This window comes from Variovorax soli NBRC 106424, assembly GCF_001591385.1.
In the GTDB taxonomy this organism is placed as follows: Bacteria; Pseudomonadota; Gammaproteobacteria; order Burkholderiales; family Burkholderiaceae_C; genus Variovorax; species Variovorax soli.
Map to the genome: position 1 here is coordinate 1 of NZ_BCUU01000075.1, position 20505 is coordinate 20505.

General features: G+C 60.8%; 21 protein-coding genes. 20 read left to right on the plus strand and 1 reads right to left on the minus strand.

The features are described 5' to 3' along the window. From VSO01S_RS19175 to VSO01S_RS19195, 5 genes are all read left to right on the plus strand, one after another. Positions 1-2208: CHASE2 domain-containing protein (locus VSO01S_RS19175; RefSeq protein WP_306301714.1), on the plus strand; the 2208-nt coding region annotated here is incomplete at its 5' end. A gap of 47 nt (positions 2209-2255) precedes the next feature. After that, positions 2256-3038 (plus strand): 3',5'-cyclic-nucleotide phosphodiesterase, encoded by a 783-nt coding sequence (locus tag VSO01S_RS19180; protein WP_068644408.1) that lies wholly within the window; start codon positions 2256-2258, stop codon positions 3036-3038. A gap of 240 nt (positions 3039-3278) precedes the next feature. After that, complete coding sequence (locus VSO01S_RS19185; RefSeq protein ID WP_084241976.1) at positions 3279-3749, plus strand: pilin; 471 nt, start codon at positions 3279-3281, stop codon at positions 3747-3749. Between the two features lie 109 nt (positions 3750-3858). Then, positions 3859-5550, plus strand: a complete 1692-nt coding sequence (locus VSO01S_RS19190; RefSeq protein ID WP_153305323.1) for a PglL family O-oligosaccharyltransferase — start codon at positions 3859-3861, stop codon at positions 5548-5550. A 65-nt stretch (positions 5551-5615) separates the two neighbouring features. Continuing rightward, on the plus strand, positions 5616-7532 hold the full coding sequence (locus tag VSO01S_RS19195; RefSeq protein ID WP_068644411.1) for a polysaccharide biosynthesis protein: 1917 nt from the start codon (positions 5616-5618) through the stop codon (positions 7530-7532). Here the strand turns inward: VSO01S_RS19195 and VSO01S_RS28030 are convergent. Continuing rightward, the gene (locus tag VSO01S_RS28030; RefSeq protein ID WP_245684256.1) at positions 7529-7843 is read right to left on the minus strand and encodes a hypothetical protein; all 315 of its coding nucleotides are present in this window, start codon (positions 7841-7843) and stop codon (positions 7529-7531) included. The genes VSO01S_RS19195 and VSO01S_RS28030 overlap by 4 nt on opposite strands. Here VSO01S_RS28030 and VSO01S_RS28285 point away from each other — a divergent pair. The 15 genes from VSO01S_RS28285 to VSO01S_RS19265 all read left to right on the plus strand — a co-directional run bounded on the left by VSO01S_RS28285 (position 7826) and on the right by VSO01S_RS19265 (position 20463). Beyond that, positions 7826-8086 (plus strand): acyltransferase, encoded by a 261-nt coding sequence (locus VSO01S_RS28285; RefSeq protein WP_373282910.1) that lies wholly within the window; start codon positions 7826-7828, stop codon positions 8084-8086. The two genes, VSO01S_RS28030 and VSO01S_RS28285, sit on opposite strands and share 18 nt — an antisense overlap. A gap of 11 nt (positions 8087-8097) precedes the next feature. Further along, a complete protein-coding gene (locus VSO01S_RS19205) occupies positions 8098-9207 on the plus strand; it encodes a glycosyltransferase (RefSeq protein WP_068644413.1) in 1110 nt (369 codons plus the stop codon). A 13-nt stretch (positions 9208-9220) separates the two neighbouring features. Further along, positions 9221-9961 carry a TylF/MycF/NovP-related O-methyltransferase gene (locus VSO01S_RS19210; RefSeq protein ID WP_068644414.1) on the plus strand — a complete coding sequence of 247 codons (741 nt, stop codon included), beginning with the start codon at positions 9221-9223 and terminating at the stop codon, positions 9959-9961. An 89-nt stretch (positions 9962-10050) separates the two neighbouring features. Then, positions 10051-11241 (plus strand): lipopolysaccharide biosynthesis protein, encoded by a 1191-nt coding sequence (locus VSO01S_RS26825; protein WP_161944459.1) that lies wholly within the window; start codon positions 10051-10053, stop codon positions 11239-11241. Between the two features lie 10 nt (positions 11242-11251). Continuing rightward, positions 11252-12193 carry a class I SAM-dependent methyltransferase gene (locus VSO01S_RS27245; protein WP_153305324.1) on the plus strand — a complete coding sequence of 314 codons (942 nt, stop codon included), beginning with the start codon at positions 11252-11254 and terminating at the stop codon, positions 12191-12193. After that, positions 12190-13344 carry a glycosyltransferase family 4 protein gene (locus VSO01S_RS19220; protein WP_161944460.1) on the plus strand — a complete coding sequence of 385 codons (1155 nt, stop codon included), beginning with the start codon at positions 12190-12192 and terminating at the stop codon, positions 13342-13344. The genes VSO01S_RS27245 and VSO01S_RS19220 overlap by 4 nt, the downstream gene beginning before the upstream one ends. Then, positions 13326-14375 carry a glycosyltransferase family 2 protein gene (locus tag VSO01S_RS19225; RefSeq protein ID WP_068644417.1) on the plus strand — a complete coding sequence of 350 codons (1050 nt, stop codon included), beginning with the start codon at positions 13326-13328 and terminating at the stop codon, positions 14373-14375. Before VSO01S_RS19220 ends, VSO01S_RS19225 begins: the two co-directional genes overlap by 19 nt. Positions 14376-14380: 5 nt before the next feature. After that, positions 14381-15109 carry a class I SAM-dependent methyltransferase gene (locus VSO01S_RS19230; RefSeq protein WP_068644418.1) on the plus strand — a complete coding sequence of 243 codons (729 nt, stop codon included), beginning with the start codon at positions 14381-14383 and terminating at the stop codon, positions 15107-15109. 10 nt (positions 15110-15119) lie between these two features. Further along, positions 15120-16283 carry a DegT/DnrJ/EryC1/StrS family aminotransferase gene (locus VSO01S_RS19235; protein ID WP_068644419.1) on the plus strand — a complete coding sequence of 388 codons (1164 nt, stop codon included), beginning with the start codon at positions 15120-15122 and terminating at the stop codon, positions 16281-16283. Between the two features lie 2 nt (positions 16284-16285). Further along, positions 16286-16888 (plus strand): sugar transferase, encoded by a 603-nt coding sequence (locus tag VSO01S_RS19240; protein ID WP_068644420.1) that lies wholly within the window; start codon positions 16286-16288, stop codon positions 16886-16888. Positions 16889-17085: 197 nt separating this feature from the next. After that, a complete protein-coding gene (locus VSO01S_RS19245) occupies positions 17086-17709 on the plus strand; it encodes a GspH/FimT family pseudopilin (RefSeq protein ID WP_084241974.1) in 624 nt (207 codons plus the stop codon). Next, a complete protein-coding gene (pilV, locus tag VSO01S_RS19250) occupies positions 17706-18326 on the plus strand; it encodes a type IV pilus modification protein PilV (protein WP_068644421.1) in 621 nt (206 codons plus the stop codon). Before VSO01S_RS19245 ends, pilV begins: the two co-directional genes overlap by 4 nt. Continuing rightward, positions 18323-19333, plus strand: a complete 1011-nt coding sequence (locus tag VSO01S_RS19255; protein WP_068644422.1) for a PilW family protein — start codon at positions 18323-18325, stop codon at positions 19331-19333. Before pilV ends, VSO01S_RS19255 begins: the two co-directional genes overlap by 4 nt. Then, a complete protein-coding gene (locus VSO01S_RS19260; protein WP_068644423.1) occupies positions 19330-19923 on the plus strand; it encodes a pilus assembly PilX family protein in 594 nt (197 codons plus the stop codon). The genes VSO01S_RS19255 and VSO01S_RS19260 overlap by 4 nt, the downstream gene beginning before the upstream one ends. A gap of 36 nt (positions 19924-19959) precedes the next feature. Then, positions 19960-20463 carry a type IV pilin protein gene (locus tag VSO01S_RS19265; protein ID WP_245684257.1) on the plus strand — a complete coding sequence of 168 codons (504 nt, stop codon included), beginning with the start codon at positions 19960-19962 and terminating at the stop codon, positions 20461-20463. The last annotated feature ends 42 nt before the right edge of the window (positions 20464-20505 follow it).

The following is a 20505-nucleotide window of genomic DNA, read 5'->3' on the forward strand; positions in this document are numbered from 1 at the left end:
CTGGTTCACATCGGCAGCACGACGGGGCGGCCCGTGCTCGACGGCCTGGACCTGTTCATGGCCGACTGGCGCCTGCGGCTGACGCTGCCGGGCAGGCTCGATCCGCGCATCGTCATCGTCGACATCGACGATGCCAGCCTGCAGGCCGTGGGCCAGTGGCCGTGGGGGCGCGACAAGCTAGCGACGCTGACCACCGAACTGATGGTGCGGCAGAAGGCCTCCGTTCTGGGCTTCGACATGGTCTTTGCGGAAGAAGACCGCAGCTCGGGCCTGGCCACCTTGCGCCTGCTGGCCGATGGTCCGCTGCATGACAACGCCGCGCTGCAGGCCGAACTGGACAGGCTCGCCCCATCGCTCGACCACGACGGCGCCTTCGCCCGCGCCATGCAGGATCACCGCGTCGCGCTTGGCTTCTATCTGACGCAGGGCGACCTGCCGCTCACGCGCGGAACGCTGCCGCAGCCGGTCTTGCCCCCGACCGCGCTGCCGACGGACCCCGGCCTCTACACCACCCACTGGAACGGCTTCGGCAGCAACATCGCGCCCTTGGCCAAGGCGGCCAAGTCCGCGGGCTTCATCAACGCCGTCATCAATCCGCGCAGCGACGGCTTGCTGCGTGCCGCGCCCTTGCTGGGCTACTACGGCGGCGCACATGGCGAGAACGGCTACTACGAATCGCTGGGGCTGGCTGTCTATCGCCTGGCCGCCGGCGTCGACACCATCTATCCGGTGCTGGTGCCGCCCCGCAATGACGGTGCGCTGCCGGTCGTCCAGGCGCTGCAATTGGGCCAAGGCCCCGATGCGCCGCGCGTGCCGCTGTCCAATCGCACGAGCATGCTCGTTCCGTTCCTCGGTCCTGGCGGGCCGCTGGGCGGCAGCTATCTCTACATCTCCGCCGTCGAGATCCTGAACGGTGAACTGCCGGCCGGCGAGCTCGATGGGAAGATCGTGCTGGTGGGGACCACCGCGCCGGGCCTGCAGGACCTGCGGGCCACGCCGGTCGGCGCGACTTTTCCGGGTGTGGAGGTGCACGCCAATGTCGTTTCGGCCCTGCTGGACAGGCGCTTCATCTCGCTGCCGGATTACGCGCCGGGCTACGAATTCGTGGTGCTGGTCCTGGCAGGCCTGGCGCTGGCGGTGGGCCTGTCGCTGATGTCGGTGGCTCAGGGCAGCCTGCTCTTTCTGGCGGTGCTCGGCGCCGTTGTCGGCCTCAATACCTGGCTGTTCAAGGTTCATGGACTGGTGCTGCCGATGGCGTCTGCCCTGGTCACCATGGTGCTGGCTTTCGTCACCAACATGGGCTGGGGCTACTTCGTCGAGGCGCGCAAGCGCCGCAGCCTGGCCAAGCTGTTCGGCACGTATGTGCCGCGTCCGCTGGTCGAGAAGATGATGGAGCACCCCGAGCGCTACAGCATGCGCGCCGAAAGCAAGGAGCTGACGGCGCTTTTTTGCGACATGCGCGGCTTCACCCGGCTGTCGGAAACGCTGGCGCCGGTGGAACTGCAGGCCTTTCTCAACCGCATCTTCAGCCGGCTGTCGGAAATCATCAGCCGCCACGGCGGCACGGTGGACAAATACATGGGCGACAGCGTCATGGCCTTCTGGGGCGCGCCGGTCGACAACCCCGACCACGCCACCCTCGCGGTGCGCGCCGCCGTCGAAATGGCCCAGGCCATGGAGGAACTGAGCGTGTCCAATCGCGGGGCCGGCTTGCCGGAAGTGAGCGTTGGCATTGGCATCAACACCGGCTTGATGAGCGTGGGCGACATGGGCTCGGCCGTTCGCAGGAGCTACACCGTGATCGGCGACGCCGTGAACCTGGCCGCCCGGCTGGAAAGCCTGAGCGCCGCCTACGGCGTTTCGGTGGTGGCCTCGGAGGCCACCGCCAAGGCCGTGCCGGACCATGTCTGGCAGGAACTGGACCGGGTCCGCGTCAAAGGGCGCCAGCAGGCCGTCAACATCTTCTCGCCCGTTGGCCTGCGGACGGAACTCACGCAAGACCTCGCCGGATCGCTCGCCCTGTGGGCCGAGGTGCTGGCCGGTTACCGGGCCCAGAAGGCGGCCCAAGTACAACCTTTGTTGGATACGCTGGTGGCCGGAGATGCCAAAAAAGTCCTTTACCGGCTGTATGCAGAGCGTTTAGCCTCGATGTCATCGCGCCCCTTCGATCCCAACTGGGACGGCGCGACCCGGTTCGAATCCAAGTAGTACCAATTCAATCTCAATAAAAGCAATCAGAGATAGGGCGCAGCCAAATGCAGGTGCGGGTTTTGGGGTGCTCTGGCGCCATTGCCAAGGATTGCCGGACGACCTCTTTCCTTGTCGACGACGACCTGCTGGTCGACGCCGGCACCGGCGTGGGCGATTTGTCGCTGCGCGAAATGATCGAGATCGACGACGTGGTGCTCACCCATTCGCACCTCGACCACATCGCCGCCCTGCCCCTGATGCTGGACGCCGTGGCCAGCCGCCGCAGCCGCCCGCTGCGCGTGCACGCCCTGCCCGAGACCATTGCGGCGCTGCGCACCCATGTCTTCAACAACGTCATCTGGCCCGACTTTGCCGCCATCCCGAGCCGGGACGCGCCCTTTGTCGTGTTTGAAGAAATCGCCATCGGCCAGACCTTGCAGCTGGGCACGCAAAAGCTGAAGAACGTCGAAGTGCTGCCGGCCTTTCACACCGTGCCGGCCTGCGGTTATGCCGTGAGCTGCGCCCAGGGCGGGCGCCAATGGGTATTCAGCGGGGATACAGAACGCAATCAGCACTTCTGGAACCGGGTCAACCAGCTCGACGTGGGGGCCCTGGTCATCGAGACCGCCTTCAGCAACCGCGAGCAGGCCCTGGCCGAGCGCAGCCGCCACCTGTCGCCCGCCACGCTCATCGAAGAGCTGGGCTGCATCGGGGCAGACAAGCACTACCCCATCTACATCACCCACACCAAGCCGGCCGAGACGGCCGAGATCATGAGCCAGATCGGCGGCAGCGCAGCCAAGCACGACATCCGCTGGCTCGAGGCGGACGACGTCCTGGTCCTGTAAGGCTGCGTGCGACATTTCGTGCCGGTGCTGACAAAAATGTCAGTATTGGCGACAAGTCTGCAACGGAAATTGTCACTTACTGTAACGCGAACGTGAACTAAGTCGCGCAGAAACGCCCGCCAAAGGGCCGAAAACGAGGGTGGCACGGTTGGTGCGGTTACAAGTCCGGCTCCGGGGAGGTTCCCGGGCTTGATTTGTCTCTGAACCAAACTGGAGTTAATCCAAATGAACCGTCGTTCTATCGCACGTTCCGTGCAAAAGGGTTTCACCCTGATCGAACTGATGATCGTTGTTGCGATCATCGGTATCTTGGCTGCTGTGGCGCTGCCCGCCTATCAGGACTACACGATCCGCGCCAAAGTTTCTGAGGCCATTCTCGCTGCGTCGGCGTGCCGTACCAGTATTACCGAGACTGTCCAGTCGAGCGCTTCTGCTGCCCTGCCAACCGCGAATAACTGGGGTTGTGAGCAAACAACCTCGGGTTCCGGTACGAAGTACGTGGATACTGTCACCACCGCAGGCTCGAATGGTCAGGTTATCGTCCTTACGTCCACGGCTGCTGACCTGAAGGATGCTGGCGGGAAGACGATTCTTCTCACGCCTTATGCTGATTCGGGCACCACGGCCGTCTCGATCGGTTCTGGCATCAATCACTGGGAATGCAAGGCTGGCACGATGCCGCCCAGGTACCTGCCGGGTTCGTGTAAGTAAGTTGAGTTAGTTTGCGGATTTCATCAGGAAATCTGCTAGACATTGACCGGCGCGTCGTGAGACGCGCCGTTTTTCGTGAAGGGCGGCAGATTCTTCAAAAGGTATTCGAGTGAAAGCGCGACTGACGTTCTTTGCCGGTTCAGCCCTCGCGCTTGCGTTCTTGGCGCCGAATCATTACCCGCCTTGGGCTTCCTTTCAAGCTGAGGCAATGGCGGCGTTGGCGCTGGCCCCGCTCGCGCTCTGGGCGGGTTTTGTGCATCGGCGAATGTATGGGTTAGCTGTTGGCGCGCTAGTCCTATCCTTCATTCCCTTGGTTCAACTGGGTGTCGGACAAATTTCATTTGCGGGTGACGCCTGGATGGCGTGGCTCTACATTTCCGGTTTTGGTTTGGCGGTCCAATGCGGCGCCGCATTGATAGACCCGCATGTGGACCCCATTCGACGTTTCGACGCCATCGTCCCGGTCCAGGTCGGACTTCTCGCTGCTTCACTGATTTCGACGGCACTGGCGGCTAATCAATGGCTGCATTTGGGCTTTGCCTCGTTCCTCGTTGTGGAGAGTGCCGCAGACAGTAGGCCTTTCGCGAATCTGGCGCAACCCAATCAGTTGGCCAGTCTATTGATGCTGGGGTTGGCGGCCACGGTTTTCCTCTATGAGACGCGCAGGGCGCGTGCTCGCTATGCTCTTCTTGCAGCGATGGTCCTTGTGGTGGGCCTGGCGATGACCCAAAGCCGAACGCCAATTCTGGGTGGAGTTCTGATCTGGCTTGCCGCGTTCGCGTTGCGCCGCCAAGCTGGCTTGCGCACTACATTCATCGCCATCGGCGGCGTGACGGCCTTCTATGTGCTGCTGATGTGGACTTGGCCGTATATGGAGGAATTTTTGATGCTCGCGCGGGAGTCGACCCTAAGCGAGCGCACGCATAGTGATCTGCGGCTCATGCTCTGGCGCTCCATGCTCGAAGCGCTTACTTTGCGTCCCTGGGGCGGATGGGGCTGGGAGCAAATTTCTGTTGCTCAGCAAGCAATCGCGCTGAACTACCCCGCTTTACGTTGGTGGTTCGAGTCGTCTCACAACCTGTTTCTCGACCTTGCTTTGTGGGGTGGTATTCCCTTGGCGCTGCTGATCGCAGTTGGCATGTTCCTTTGGCTTGCTCAAGCCATCCGTCAGTGTCGTGATCCTGTCACATGGTCCCTGCTGATAGGTGTCGGCTCCGTGGTTTGTCATGCGATGGTCGAATATCCATTGCAATACGCATTCTTTCTGCTTCCCATTGGACTCTTCATGGGCGCGATTAGCGCAGCAGCACCAAACTGTTCAAATGCACCCCGTCCGAAGCAACCGATCTCGCGGGTTGTGGTGTTGGCGGTTTGCATGATCACGGTGGCGGTATGTGCGAAGGTAGTGGTCGAGTACTCGAGCCTCGAACGGGAATGGCGGGACCTTCGTCTTTCGCGCTCGCTGGTCGGCGCCGAAGCGCCCGCGCCAGCGAGTGGAATCTTGCTCTTGACCCAACTTCAGGCACGTGCAAATTTTCTTCGAGTGGAGATCACGCCTGACATGGACGGGTCTCAGTTGGACTGGATGGGGCGCGTGGCGCAGCGCTATGGAACGGTCAACTTTATGTTCCCCTATGCCAAGGCACTCGCGCTTAACAGGCGGGTACCGGAGGCTGACCGCGTGCTTGCGATCATGTGCAAGACGCAGGCCCCCAGCGTATGTGAGGCGGCACAGCGAGAATGGGCACTATTCGGGTCCAGATTGCCGTTGGATTCGCTTGAACGAGCAGCGGCACCGTGACTGTTGTCTTGAATGCCAAGGATGTCAGTAGTCTTTCGGTTGCAGGTCAACCCACCTCTTCCCGCATGCGCGAGTTGATCCTGAACTGGCCGAGAGGTCGAAAACGAGCCGTCGTGATGGCGATGGATTTCGGGCTCGCTGCATCGGCGATGTGGCTCAGCTTCACTCTGCGGCTGGATGCTCCCCATCGGCCGGATTCCTACGAATGGCTGGCCTACCTCGCGCCACCAATCCTAGCTCTCGGAGTCTTTGCCCGCCGCGGCCTGTATAGGGCCATGTTTCGCCACACGGGAATGGTCGCCATGCTGGACACAGGGAAGGCTGTCGGCGTTTATGGGCTCGTGCTTGCCCCAATCATATGGACCCTCTTCTCCCTGGGGGGAATCCCGCGCAGCCTGATCTTGCTGCACCCTCTGATCTTGTTCGTCCTTGTCGCTGCAAGCCGAACCATTGCGTGGCAATGGCTGGCATCCCGCGATGCCGCGGATATTCGACGCCTTGTAATTTATGGCGCCGGCAGTGCAGGCGTGCAAACCGCGGCCGCGCTGGCGGGCAATCAGCGCTATTGCCTCATGGCCTTCCTCGACGACGACCCGACAAAGTTGGGGCGCAGTATCAACGGGGTGATGGTCCATTCGCCGAAGGACGCAGAGCAGCTGGCGGAGCGCCACGGCATTACGGACGTCTTGCTTGCGTTGCCAAGTGTGTCACGCGTCCGGCGCAATGCCATCATTGCCGGGCTGCAATTCCTACCCGTGCGAATCCGCTCCCTTCCGGGGCTGGAAGACTTGGCAAGCGGTCGGGTCGCCGTCGACGACTTCCAGGATCTCGACATTGAGGACCTGCTAGGCCGAGAGCCCGTGCAGGTACAACAGGAATGGCTTGACCAAACGCTGAATCGACGCGTCGTGGTGGTGACAGGGGCCGGTGGCAGCATCGGGAGTGAGTTGTGTCGTCAAATTGCGCGAGAGGGTCCCAAGCAGCTTCTGCTGATGGAGCACAGCGAATACGCGCTGTACGCGATCCATCAAGAACTTACAGGTTGGTCTGACCGCACCAATGCAGGACTGGAGGTTGTCCCGCTCTTGGTCAATGTGTGCAACTACGAACGTGTTAGTTCCATTTTTCGTCAATGTCTGCCGGATGCCGTTTATCACGCCGCCGCCTACAAGCACGTGCCGATGATCGAGGCAAACCCTGGCGAGGGCATTACGAACAATGTGCTGGGAACCGTCAGCTTGGCACGTGCTGCGCTGGAATGTGGAGTCGAAAGATTCGTCCTCGTTTCGACGGATAAGGCCGTTCGTCCCACCAACGTCATGGGCGCTACCAAACGGGTGGCGGAGCAGGTGCTTCAGGCGCTCGCTGCCTCGGAGCCGGAAGTCTTCGAATCAGCAGTACCGGAGCGTGGTAACGGGCGGCGCACGCGTTTCTCGATGGTCCGGTTCGGCAATGTGCTTGGTTCGAGCGGCAGTGTGGTGCCGCTATTTCGGGAACAGATAGCAGCGGGTGGACCACTTACCATCACTCACCCGGAAGTCAGCCGCTATTTCATGACGATTCCGGAGGCCTCCCAACTCGTGCTGCACGCCGGCGCAATCGCGGAAGGGGGAGATCTGTTCGTCCTCGATATGGGCCAACCAGTGAAGATCCTCGACCTTGCTCAGCGTATGGTCGCGTTGGCTGGACGCACGATTCGCAGCGCTGATCATCCAACCGGTGATATCGACCTCAAGCTTATCGGGTTGCGACCGGGAGAGAAGCTCCAGGAAGAACTCCTGATCGGAGAAAACCCGATGCCGACGGCGCATCCTCGAATCATCCGTGCACGCGAAGAGTTCATGGATTGGACGACGCTGTCTACACATCTACAGACTTTGCTAGAGGCGGCGCGTTCAGAAGATGCCATCGGCGCTCGCGAGGCTTTACAGATCATCGTGCCAGGTTACGTGCCGCGTGTTGATTCGCGCCAACCTCACTAACAATGAATCAGGCAGTTCGATACCTTGTTGATCAGGGCTATTTTGTGGGCCTTGCCTTGCTGAACCGCCTGCATGGATGCCTGCCCTTCTTTTTGCGGCCGGCGCTGTACAGCCTGTGCTCCTTTGACATCGACAGGACTGCGACCCTGCAAGGCGGTATCCGCTTTTTCCATGTCGGTCGTTTGAAGGTTGGGGAAGACTCGGTCGTGAATCGCGACGTCTATCTGGACAATCGTGGCGGGCTGACGATTGGAAGGCACGTATCCATTGCACATGGAGCGCGCATCTACACCATGGGCCACGATGTCCATGACGCACTCTTCCGAACCAAGTCCAATTCCGTCTCTATCGAGGACTATGCTGTGGTGTTCGCCGGAGCCGTGATCATGCCTGGGGTAACGCTGGCCGAGGGGTGCGTCGTCATGGCAGGGGCTGTCGTCACCAAGAGCGTTGCCCCCTATCGGATTGTCGGCGGCAATCCTGCGCGAGACATCGGTCCGCGAAACTGTTCGCCAAGTTATAGGCTGAAGAGGCGATTCTGGTTCGCTCACTAGGCGGTAGCGTTGTGAGTTCCAAGATCGCAATTGTCGATGGCGCTTCTTTCGTGCTGCCCTACGACTTCCAACTTGTCGCCGCACTGACGCGACATGACGTAGCGCAGGTGGATTTCTACTGCTCCAACACCAAGTACAACATGGAGTTCCTCAACGCCATGCGCAGCTTGCCAGGCGTCGAGCTCAGAAGCTACCTCATTTCGGGCAGCGTCGTGAATCGCTTCAAGGGTGTCGCGGCCTACGTCACACTACTCTTTGATCTGTGGCGAAAAAGGGCACTCTATAGCGCGATCAATTTTCAATTCAGCATCCTATGGCCGGTTGAGGTGCTCCTATTTTTTCTTCTTCGAAAGAAGCTGATCTTTACGGTCCACAACGCGGTTCCTCATGGTTTCAGACGAAGACGGCATCTGCCCACAATTTGGCTGGCGAACATTGCTCGCACCCTCATTTTTCCAAGTGAGTTCACCCGGGCCGAGTTTCTTCGCCGATACGGTGAACGCAACGTTGACAAGGCCACCGTGCTTCCGCATGGCTTGTTGCCGGTGGTCCCAGACTCCATGCCCGTTGCGTTCCCGCGGAGTGGCAGGCCGCGTTCGCTGATCTATTGGAGCACGATCAAACCCTACAAGGGCATTGAGTTGTTTGTTGAACTGGCACGCTCCGAGGCTGTGCGAAGCAAAGGCGTAGCCCTCGAAATCTACGGCGCTTGGTCGGACGAGCTGAAAGAGCTGAAGGACCGATTGATCGGGTTGGGTGTTGATGTTCACGACGAGTTCATGGGGCCCGAACAGTTGCTGTTGCTTCTCTCTCGGGAAGAGACAGTCTTCTTGCTGCCTTATCGTGAGGCATCGCAGTCAGGGGCCTTGTATTCGTTGCTTCATCACGGCCGCTATTTCATCTGCTCCGATGTGGGCGACCTCGGCGCGTTCATGCGTAGATGGAGACTGGACGCGCTCTTGTTGAGGGAGCGAAGTGTAGAAGCTGTGCTCAAGTGCCTGGATCATTTGGAACGGTGCGATGACGATACGCGCCGCGAGTTGGAGCATGCTCAGCAGCGCTCATCGTGGGATGCGCTTGTTCCTGCAATCTCTTCGATCTACGCCCCTCGAATTTCGTAGTACTGGCATGCAAATGAAAAGCCTGATCAAAGCCGCGTTGGCAAAGCGCGGCCTTCGTTTGGAGAATGCGACAAACTCCTTGTCGGACTTGCCGAAAGCGGATCGCAAGATCCTCGAGGACGCCTCGCCCTACACGATGACCAGCTTGGAGCGACGCGCCAGTTTGCTGGGCGCAGTCGAACACATCGTCCGACATGGGATATCGGGCGATATTGTCGAGTGCGGGGTGTGGCGCGGCGGGAGCATGGCGATCGTTGCGTCCGCCTTAATGGCCAGAGGGGACACGTCGCGCCATCTTCATCTCTACGACACTTTCGAAGGCATGAGCGCGCCTACCGAGAAAGATTGGAGCGGGGATGGAGAGTCAGCCCAAGATCAGTTGGATCGCACTCCGCGTGGGGAGGGCGTTTGGTGCGAGGCATCGCTCGAAGACGTCCAGAACACGCTATGGGCAACCAATTATCCTCGCGAAAACATCCATTTCGTCAAGGGAAAGGTTGAAGACACGATACCTACGCACGCCCCATCAGAGATTGCCATTCTGAGGCTGGACACGGATTGGTACGAGTCGACACGGCACGAGTTGATGCACCTATATCCCCGTTTGTCGCGGCACGGTGTATTGATCATCGATGACTACGGCCATTGGCAAGGGGCGCGGGAGGCAGTCGACGAGTATTTCGCCCAAAGTGCAGAGCCGGTTTTTCTACACCGCGTAGATTACACAGCCCGCCTCGTCGTTAAGCAGACATGAGTCCAGGCCGACTCCTGTCGAAGGTGCACCGGGTATTGCCATGGGTCTATGGCGTAAGTGCGCTACGCCTTCTGACACCAATCGCTGTGTTGCCCGTCATGGCGGCACGATTAGGAGCGGGCGAGTTCGGCCGGTTGAGTTTTATCGTAGTGTGGGCCGCCCTCTTGTCAATCATTGTGGAGGGCGGATTCCTGGCGGCTGCAACTCGGGTCGCGGTTTCGGCCGATCCGGCCAAGCGATGGACATTGGCCCAGCAGATATTCACCGCGCGCTGCGTTCTATGCCTCCCGGTAGTATTGCTTGCGATCATCGTGGCCTGGTCGGTACGTAAGCCCTCTGTGGCCGCGCAAGGATTGAACTGCTGGCTCGATGCGTCGGCAATTGCGGCACTTGCCATCGTACTGGGCTGGCCTGCCACATGGTATTTGCAGGCTACGCAGCAACTCAACCGTTGGTCCCGAATTGAAATTGCGGTGCATCTTGCCGCTGTTCTGCTATTCGTCACTATCGCCCATAGCGTAGCGACTTACGTGTTAATACAGGGCGCTGCGGCCGCTGCACTGGCTATTCTGGGATGGCGTTGGCTGTACAGGGATCTTGTACGCAGCGCAGAGCGCGCGCGGCTTTGGTCCTGCAGTCAATTGGTCCCGGGGCTTAGGCTAGGCTGGACGATGATGCCGGTATCCATCGCGGGCGCTGCATACACCCTAGCGCTGCCCGCGATCGGCTCGCGGCAGATGTCGAGCGCAGAACTGGGCCACTACTTTCTCGTCGATCGGATTGTGCGCGCACTGACAGCCGCGATCGACCCTGTCGTTTCTGTGATCTATCCTCGAATCGTTCACGCCTTCGAAAATGGAGAGCACGAGGCGCTGCGTTATGCATCGCGTTGGGCGCTCTTTGGCGGCTTCTTTGGCATGTTTCTGCTGACGACTGGTCTGCTGATCTGGCCGACTGCGCTGCGGTTCTTGCCGCTGCAATCCGGCGGCATGGACCATGACCGTCTGTGCGCGATTTTTATGGTGCTTGGGTTGTTACTGCCCATGCTCATGGGTTGGAAGTTTTTCGGGTATTGGATGCTGGGGAGCGGTCGATACGACCATGCCTATCGCCTTTGCATCGTGATCGGAGCCGGCATTGGGCTATTTGGAGCTGCTGTTGCTGGCACGACTGGAGCCTTGGGGCTGGCTTGGACTGCAATCGCTTCGGAAGCTGGCGTCGTGATCACGGCAATCGCAGGTGTGTATCTGACCAGACGTGCCACATCAAGGATGTCTTAGGCAAATTCAAATGGGCATCGATCTACACAATCTGAATTTTCTTGCGCATGCGAAGCGTAGTGGCGTCCGCTTTGAGCGCACTCTGGCGATCGGCAGGCAATCCATCTCGATCGACGATTGGGAGCTTGAGGCCTATCGGCATTTTCACCGGCTACCGCATCTAGACAGGAAGTCGGGCAGCGTTGATCCGAGTGCAGGACGTTCAGCCTACTTCGAACCACTCTTGAAAGAATGGTTCGGCGCGTGCACGACAGACTCCGTCGACGCATCCCCTTACGAGGGGGCAACCCTGATTCACGACATGAATGAATCCTGGGCAAAGGAAGGCAAGGTGCGCCAGTTGCAAGGCAGCTACGACGCAGTCTTGGATTTCGGCTGCCTGGAGCATGTATTCGACTTTCCCACCGCTTGGCGCAACTGTGTAGATATGTGCCGTGTTGGTGGGCACATATTGCATGCCCTGCCTGCGAACAACCTCTCTGGCCACGGCTTCTACCAGTTTTCGCCGGAATTGTTCTTCAATCTATACAAACCGCAGCGGGGGTTCGAGGTTCGTGAGCTGGTCTTTGCCATAAAGGATGACGTTCTGCATTGGTGGCGCGTGGCGGACCCGATGGCAGTCAAGCGCAGAGTCAACCTGAGAAACAGTCACGAGGTTTACATGCTCGTTCTCGCTCGCAAGACTCGAGAGACGACGGTACTGTCGCCGCCGCAGCAATCAGACTACGAGCAGTCCGCTTGGCTCGCATCGTCACCCGATTCACTACGGCAGGCTCGCTTAGGCTTGCGACAATCCGTCGTGCGTCAACTTGGGCGCAGTGGCCTTGTACATGTGGCGAGAAGGGTGCGCGCAAGATGCCGCGCAATCTTGGAGAGTGGTATTTCGCTCCCCGCGCCAGACTACCAGCGAGTGGTCATACGCGACTTGTTGGGCCGTTCCATGCCAAGATGAACGCGCCACCAGTCAGTGTGATGTTGCTTTGCGACCATTTGGCGACAGCAGGAGGCGTCGAGCGCTTCGTGTGCGGACTGGCGAACTACCTGTCATGCCAAGGTCTGCAGGTAGTGATCGGAAGCACAGACGCTGCGAATGCAGGGGCCTTTTATGCGCTCGAGCCAGGAATTCGAATCCTTGGCGCCGACAACGATCCGAGTAGGTCTCCCGTGGGCGCGACGCCTCTCGGCCGCAGTTGGAATATGCTGCGCGAGCAGTGGCGCCGCGGCCGTTTGATATCCGCCTTCATTCGGCAAGAGCGCCCCAGTGTCGTGATACTCAATGGCCTGACGCTGGCGTGTTCAACGCTCCTGTTCTTGCGCGGGCAGGGGGCTGCCGTCATCTGCTGCGACCACAATCACTTTGCAGCTCGGTCCGGGGTCTGGCAACGACTGCGCTCTTTGCTGTATCCGCGAGTCTCAGCCCTCGTGAGTCTTACGCAGGCCGACGCCTCCAAATTCGCTGCGCTGAATCCACGCACGAGGGTGATCTACAACGCATCCACATTGCGCGCAACCGCGCCTGCAGAGACCAACGGCCTGCAGGTACTGGCAGTGGGACGACATGTGGAGCAGAAGGGATTTGACCTCCTCTTACGTGCTTGGCCCGCGGTTTTGAGCCGAGTACCCGAAGCACGGCTGCGCATTGTCGGAGACGGGCCTCTTCGAACGAGTCTCACCGCGCAGGCCGACGCACTGGGTATCTCGCCGACGGTGCAGTGGATTGAGCAGACCAAGGAGATGGTTGACGAATACCGCAGCGCAGCTGTATTCGTCCTGCCCTCTCGTTATGAAGGCATGCCGCTTGCGCTTCTCGAGGCCCAAGCACTCGGGGTTCCGGCGGTGGCATTCGACTGCCCCACTGGGCCTCGCGAGGTTATTGGCGCGGATACCGGCATTGTCGTACCACCTCTTTCGGTGAACGCGCTGGCGGGCGCTTTGACATCGCTCTTGGTCCAGCCAGATGTGCGGAAACGCATGGCGCTGGCTGCGATTGAACGGAGCCAGCGGTTGTTCGATCCGCAGCGCCAGCAGGAGCAATGGTTGACGCTGATTCTCGAAACCGCAAAGCTGAGTGAAGGCAGGAGGCAATGGACGCAAACCTTCTGATGCAAAAGTGCGTTAGCATCATCGTCCCCTGCCGAAACGAACTTCGGCATATTGAGAGCTTCTGTCGAAGCGCTCTCGGGCAGGAGCTTCCCTCGGATTGGCGGTTGGAGTTGATCGTCGCTGACGGCATGAGCGACGATGGAACCCGCGATGTGCTCACGACACTCTCCGCTGCGGATCCGCGAATTCGCTGGATCGACAACCCGGGACGAATTGTGTCGACGGGTCTGAATCGGGCACTGGCCGAGGCTAGCGGCGAGGTGATCGTCCGAATGGATGTTCATACCGTCTACTGCGCCGACTACGTGCGGCAATGCCTCGCAGCACTGATCGACTCAGGCGCAGACAACGTGGGTGGCCCCTGGCGCGCTCAGGTGGATGACACGGCAGCCCGTCTGCAAGCAGCCATCGTGGCAGCCTTCCAGTCGAAATGGGTGGCTGGTGGTGCGCGCTCGCGTCAACTTGGCTACGACGGCTGGGTCGATACCGTCTATCTTGGCTGCTGGCCGCGCGCCAGTTTTAGTCGCTTCGGAGCTTTTGACGAGGCGCTGGTGCGCAATCAGGATGATGAACACAACTTGCGGATCACGCGAGGCGGCGGGCGCATCTGGCAGTCATCCCACATTAAAAGTGCCTACCACCCGCGCAACTCGCTGCGGCAATTGTTTCGGCAGTACTTCCAGTACGGCTACTGGAAACCCTTCGTAATGAAGAAACATGGGCAAGCTGCCGCGCTGCGGCAATTGGCCCCTCCGGTCTTCGTGGCGGGCACTGCCATATTGGCCGCTGCCGGGGCCGTCGGTGGAACTGCGTGGCCTGTCGCGATCTGGCTGCTCGCCTACATATTGGCGGTGGTCGGCATCTCGGTGGCCACGGCCTGGCAAGCCGGCCTTGAGCCATCAGCCGGCGGATGCTTGCCGGTCGTTATCGTGACTTACCACCTGAGCTATGGATTTGGATCGCTGCTCGGTTGGTGGGATGTTCTTCGGGGGCGGCCGGCCCGTAGTCGCTTCGCGGCTCTCACGAGGTAGTACGCATGGCGCAAACAGTTTTTCGACAAGGTGAAGCTGCGTCACCGTCCACCGAAGCGCAAATGGTTCATGAGCGCTATGCCAAGCGTATGGCGAACGACCCGCGCTACAGCTTCTTCAACCCGGCGGCCCTGTATGCACAGCAAGAGCGCCAGCGAGCAATGCTGACGACACTCTCAAGGCGCGGTGTTGTCGACCTGGGCGAAGTCGACGTGCTCGAGGTGGGCTGCGGGGACGGAGGAAACCTCCTTGAATGGCTGAGACTCGGCTGCCACCCTGAGCGGTTGATGGCCATCGAACTGCTCGAGGACCGGCATGCTGCCGCGCGCGAGAAGCTTCCTTCTTCAGTCCGTCTCGTGCTCGGCGATGCTACAGCGGTCGACATCGCTCCAGAAAGCCAGGATGTGGTGCAAGTCTCTACTGTTTTCTCGTCGCTTCTCGACGATGCCTTCCAGCATTTGCTTGCAAGGCAGATGTGGTCGTGGCTCAGGCCGGGTGGCGGAGTGCTCTGGTACGACTTCACAGTGGACAATCCGCGCAATCCGGACGTGCGCGGGGTTCCTTTGGAGCGCATCCGCGCGCTGTTTCCAGAGGGAATCGTGCATGCGCAGCGCATCACGTTGGCGCCGCCCATCGCCCGTTGGGTCACGCGGATCCACCCGACCTTGTATACCTTATTCAACGCACTTCCGCCCTTGCGCACGCATGTGCTCGTGTGGATTGGCAAAAACTGATTCGCAAGTCATGTCGACACCCACTGAGTTCCTTCCGTTCGCCCTACCCGATACCGGCGAGGAAGAAATTGCTGAAGTCACGGCGGCAATACGTTCGGGCTGGGTAACAACCGGCCCCAGGACCAAACGCTTCGAGGAAGAGTTCGCCGGATATCTGGGCGATCCATCCTTGCATTGCATGGCTATCAATTCGGCCACTGCCGGCCTCCATCTTGCGCTAGAAGCGTTGGGCATTGGCCCTGGCGACGAGGTCATCACCACGACTCACACCTTCACAGCTTCTGCTGAAGTCGTTCGCTACCTTGGAGCGGACGTCGTCCTAGTCGATGTCGACCCCGTTACGTTGTGCATAGATGTGCGGCAAATCGAGTTGGCAATCACCCCGCGGACTAAGGCCATTGTGCCGGTGCACTACGCCGGACTTGCCGCAGACATGCCAGCGTTGCTGGCACTGGCCCGCAAGCACGACCTGAGGGTCGTCGAAGACGCGGCACATGCCTTGCCTACAACTAGCAACGGTCAGCTCATTGGAACATTGCAATCCGACGCGACCGTGTTCAGTTTCTATGCGAACAAGACCATGACCACCGGCGAAGGCGGTATGGTGGTCACGCGGGACCCTGAAATTGCTGCGCGCATCCGGACGATGCGCCTGCATGGAATCAATCGAGACGCGTTTGATCGGTTCCGCTCGAAAACACCTGCCTGGTATTACGAAGTAGTGGCACCCGGCTTCAAGTACAACCTGACGGACATCGCCGCAGCGATCGGGTTGGCGCAACTTGCAAAGTTACCCGGATTCCTGAAGCGGCGGCAGCAGTTGGCGATGCGATATCGGGAGGGACTTGCCGGATTGCCGTTGGTGTTGCCAGCGGATGCGCAGGCCGGAGACATCCATGCCTGGCACTTGTATGTGATTCGACTCGAACCTTCGGCAAAGTTGACACGCGATGAACTGATCCAGGCCGTGTCTGACCGAGGCATTGGAACCAGCGTCCACTACATTCCTCTTCATCGGCAGCCCTATTGGCGTGATCGCTACGACCTGAGGCCGGAGATGTTTCCGTGCTCAGAGTCAGCCTATCAGTCCATGCTCAGCATTCCGCTGTTCACTGCCATGAGTGACATGGACCAAGGAAGGGTGATCAACGCACTGCACGAGATTCTGGCCTGACCGTGCTTAAGCGATGCTTCGATCTGATGGTAGCGTGCGCCGCGCTCCTTGTGCTCGCGCCGGTGATGTTGCTTACGGCGATATGGATCAAGACGGATTCAGCCGGGCCCGTGTTGTTTCGGCAAGACCGCGTCGGCTTGAATGGCAGCTTGTTTGCCATCTTCAAGTTTCGGACCATGACGGCAACCCCTCTGCCCGCACACCAACCCGGCATCACGGTAGGCGCCGATCCGCGCATCACGCGTGCGGGAGCGTTGCTGCGAAAGTACAAACTCGACGAGCTGCCGCAGTTCTTCAATGTTCTGCTCGGTGACATGAGCGTGGTGGGGCCTCGCCCCGAGGTGCCGAAATACGTCGCGACGTATCCTCCCCAAGTGAGGGACATTGTGCTCAGTGTTAGACCAGGCATCACCGACCTGGCATCCATCGAGTATCGAAACGAGAGCGAATTGCTCGGCCAGGCGGAAGATCCGGAGACTTTCTATCTGCAAGTAGTACTTCCAAGGAAGCTGGAGTACTGCGTGCAGTACGTTGCTACGCGAAACATTTGGTTGGATATCTCCATCATCTGGCGGACCATCTTGGCGGTCTTCGGTTCACGCTGATTTCAACGTAAGCGCCTTGAATTTAAGGTGTGACCAAGTCACATCTGGTGGCGTTGGCATCGGCCTTGGAACGGGCGGGTTGAGGACTGCAACGAAATGTTGCCGCCCATCCGCTCCAGTTAACCGACCGTCGGCAACTGTGACTTGGGTAACAAAGCTTGGAATAGCCTCGCGGCTTTCCAGCATCACCCGGTCCCATGCGCCCGACCCGACTCGACCTTCGACAGGAGCAGTTGCAGCAGCAGCGCAATCCGCGCCGCCAGCGCGGCCTGACTGCCATCGAGCTGCTCGTCACGCTCGTGGTGCTGGCGATCCTCATCGGAATCGCAGCGCCCTCCATGTCGCGCTTCATCGGCCAGTGGCGCGTCTCCAATGCAGTGAACGCGCTGACCGGTTCGCTGCGGGTCGCCCGCACCGAGGCCATTGCGCGTTCCCGGCCGGTCGTGGTCTGCCGCGTGGCGTCCAGCACGTCCACCACGTGCCTGTCCGCCATGGGTAGCAACGGATTCGGCAGCGGCTGGATCGTGTTCGTCAACTACGACCGCGACGCCAACAACGACTTCGCCGCGGCCACCGACGAACTGCTGCTTCGCCAGGACACGCCGCCCGGCATCACCAACATCAGCCTCACCAACGCGGGCCGCTTCGTCTTTCTTCCCAATGGCCTGCTCAACGACACCTCCAACGGCATCAACGTCGACGCCAGCGGCTTCGGCAGCGCCAGCGCAACCCCTTGGGCGCGCAAGGGCCTGTGCGTCACCAAGCCAGGCCGCGTGCGATCCGTGGCGGATGCGTCCAGTTGCGCAGACATCGAAAAATGAAATCGCCACTCGTCCGCGCCGCGGCGCCAACACGCAACACGCAAAGAGGCGCGACCCTCATCGAGGCCATGGTGGCCGTGTTCATCCTGGCCGTGGCGCTGTTCGGCATGGCGGGGTTGACCTCGTCGGCCATCAAGTACAACCAGATGTCCCGCATCAGGGCCACGGGCCTGAGCCTGGTGGCCGACTATGCGGAGCGCGCTCGCGCCAATCTCGCGGGCTTCGCGAACTACGCCTACACCGGGGCCTACACCGCCAGCACGCGCTCGACGGCCACCACGGACCCGACCGCCGCACCGGCGCCCTGCACCGTCGACACCTCCGACGCGGCCAGCCCCATCAACACCTGCGGTGCGGCGATTGCCAACTACGACAAGGACCAGTGGCGCACCAACGTGGCCAATCGGTTGCCCGGCGGCACCGCTTATGTCACCACGGAGCTGACCGATGCGCCACCTGGCGTGAGCGGCCTGCCGGCCACGCGCGTGTTGAACATCTGGCTCATCTGGACTGCCGTCAAGGAAGACGACGGCTTCGAGCAGAAGCAGTCTTGCCCGGATGGCGCCAACGTTGGCGACGCGTCGGTGGCGTGCATGTACTTCCGGGTCACGCTATGAGAACGACGACGCGCCTGCATTCGTCGGCAACGACGCTGCTCTCGCGGCGACGGGTCGGCGGCTTCACGCTCATCGAGATGATGATCGCCTTGGTGGTTGGCCTGGTGATCCTGGCGGCAGCCCTGTCGTTGTACGTCGCATCCAGCCGTGGCAGCCAGTTGTCCCAGATCGAAACGCAGATGAACGAGGACGGCATCCTGGCCGTCAACCTGATCCAGCAGCAACTGAAGCAGGCGGGCTATTCCCGGCAAGTCATCCCGGTCGGCGGCGCCACGGTGATGAGCAATTACGCCGGCCCGGCGGTACGCGGATGCGACGGCGGCTTCACCGACGCCGGCGCGGCCTTCGACAGCCTCGCCTGCACTGGCGGCAGCGGCAGCGATGCCATCGCCATCCGCTACGAGGCGACCGTGGTCAATACCCAGCCCACGACCGATGCCACGCCGCTGCCGACCAACTGCGTGGGCCATGGCCTCAACGACGCCGCCAATGCGTCGCAGGCCGCCCCCGCCCCCACGCCCCCGGCGCCCAACTACGCCCTGGCCGACAACCGCTATTCGGTCACCGATGCCAACACGCAGCCCATGCTGTCTTGCCAGGGATCGGAAAAGAGCGGCACCACCAACGTCATCGGAACGGCGCAGCCGCTGCTGGCCAACGTCGAAAGCATGCAGGTGCTCTACGGTGTGGCCAGCAGACCCAGCGCCGAACTGGCCGCCAACTACGACCCCATGAAGCATCAGATCGTCAGCTACCTGAGCGCCAGCGGTGTCGACGCGCTGGCCACCACGGGCACGCTGCCCAATGTCACCGACGACCGCTGGGGGCGCGTACTGAGCGTGCGGGTGTGCCTGCTCATGCGCAGCGACCAGCCCGTGAGAGACGCGCCCGCAGGCGCCATGGCCTACAAGGACTGCAGCAATGTCGACGCAACGGGCACCGATGGCTACCTGCGCCGCACCTACACCACCACGGTGCTGCTGAGAAATCGCGTGGTCATCCAATGAGCAACAGCGTCCACCACCACCGCGGGCAAGCGCAACGCGGCGTCGTGCTGATCATCACCCTGATCCTGGTCGTGATCCTTTCGCTGCTCGGCACCTTCGCCATTCGCAACGCCACCCAGACCGAGCGCAGCATCAACGGCATCCGCTCGGCCGAAGTTGCGCGCGAGGCCGCCGAGACTGCCCTGCGCTTTTGCGAGCAGGTGGCGATCTTCGACGGCGACGGCAAGGACTACACCGAGTACGGCCAGACCGGCCTGCGCGCCAAGATCATCGGGACCACCATCGCCTCCGAATCGGACGGCCAGGCCGCCTGGCGCACCGAGGCCAACTGGGTGGACGGAAGCAACGTCATCACTGTTCCCACGGCCTATTACAAGAAAGACATTGCCGGCAATACCGAAGCAGCGCAATTGCAGATCGCGCCGCGCTGCCTCATCCAGAAGATCGAGACCACTTCCACGCCCAAGCTGACGGGCTACCTGATCACCGGCCGCGGCTTCGCGAACAACGCCAACTTCACCTCGTCGACAGGGAAGACGAACCGGGGCGCCGAATCGTGGATGCAGTCCGTGCTGACGCGCGGAAGTTGAGCGCCGACGACAACCATGCACCCGCCCAACGCTGAAATGACCCGCCAATCCCTTGACTCCACTCGCATCGATCGTGGTTTCACCCTCATCGAGCTGATGATCGTCGTTGCCGTCATCGCCATCTTGGCGGCCATCGCCCTGCCCAGCTACCAGGAACACGTTCGCCGGTCCAAGCGGTCTGAAGCGCAGGCCATCCTGATGGAGGCAGCGCAGTACATGCAGCGCTTCTACTCTGCCAACGACCGCTACACCCTCACCGCCGGCACCACCGAAACCGAAACCGAGCAGACCGCCACCAGTGGCGGCTCCACCGCCAGCATGCTGCCCGCCAGCCTGCGCCAGTCGCCCAAGCCGAGCGCCGCCGCCAACTACACCATCGCCGTGCTCGCGCGCGACAACCCACCCTCGTACACCCTGACGGCCACTCGCACCGGAAGCATGAGCAGCGACAAGTGCGGAACGCTCACCCTGAACAGCCTTGGCAGCAAGGGCGTCGACAGCTCGACCACCTCGCTTTCCGCCGCGGACTGCTGGAAATAGGCAGCACGCACGCGCCACATCGGCGCGATGGCAACACGCATC